The organism is Pseudoroseomonas ludipueritiae (genome assembly GCF_014490445.1).
In the GTDB taxonomy this organism is placed as follows: domain Bacteria; phylum Pseudomonadota; class Alphaproteobacteria; order Acetobacterales; family Acetobacteraceae; genus Pseudoroseomonas; species Pseudoroseomonas ludipueritiae.
The window spans coordinates 1-764 of sequence record NZ_JACTUZ010000371.1 but is presented as its reverse complement, the minus strand read 5'-3'; the positions used below and the strand labels follow the sequence as shown (position 1 = coordinate 764).

Annotated in this window: 1 protein-coding gene; it reads left to right on the top strand. The window is 75.5% G+C overall.

Going from position 1 to position 764, the window contains the following annotated elements; all coding sequences use genetic code 11:
- On the top strand, positions 1–667 hold a 667-nt coding region (locus IBL25_RS26435), incomplete at its 5' end, for a class I SAM-dependent methyltransferase (RefSeq protein ID WP_187781387.1).
- Positions 668–764: the final 97 nt, after the last annotated feature.

Below are 764 nucleotides of genomic sequence, written 5' to 3'. Positions count from 1 at the left end.
GCCTCCGGCCCGCAAGCCCGCGCGCGCGGCCCCGAAGCCCGCCGCCGGCGGCGCGCAGGAGCGGCTGCGCCAGCAGGAAGTGCAGCGGCTGCTGCGGGAGATGGTGGCGGATATGCCGGGCCAGCGGGTGCTGGACATCGGCTGCGGCACCGGCCGCTTCATGGGGGTCTTCACCGAATCCAAGGTGCTTGGCGTCGCCGCGGCGGAGCAGGTGGAGCAGGCCCAGGCCGCCCATGCCGGCCTGCCGAACTTCCGCTTCACGGTGGCGGACCTAGCCGGCCTGCAGCTCTCCGAACCCGCTTTCGACGCCGTTCTGCTGGTGGATACCCTGCCCCAGGGCATGGAGGCCGCCGCCGCCCTGCTGACGCGCGCCGCCGCGCATCTGCGCCCTGGCGGCCTGCTCTTCCTGAGCCTGGACAACAGCGAGGCGCTGCACCGGCGCATCGCCCGGCTTTCGGGCAAGGCGGCGGAGAGCGGCTTCACCCTGGCCGAGGTGACGGGAATGCTGCGGGCCGCCGGCTTCCAGCCGCTGCGGGCCGATGGCGTGCTGCTGCCCGTGGCGGGCGATGTCCAGGATGAGGGCATCCTGGACAGCCTGCGGGAGCTGGGGCGCCTTGTCGGCCCCACCCATGCCGAGGCCATGGTGCTGCTGGCCCGGCGAGGCTGAAGCCCCGGGCGCGGCCCTCAGCCTGGGCCGCGCCGGTCACCCGGCGGACCGCCCGGCCCGCCATGGGGATGGCCGCCGGGGCCACCATGCGGCGGGC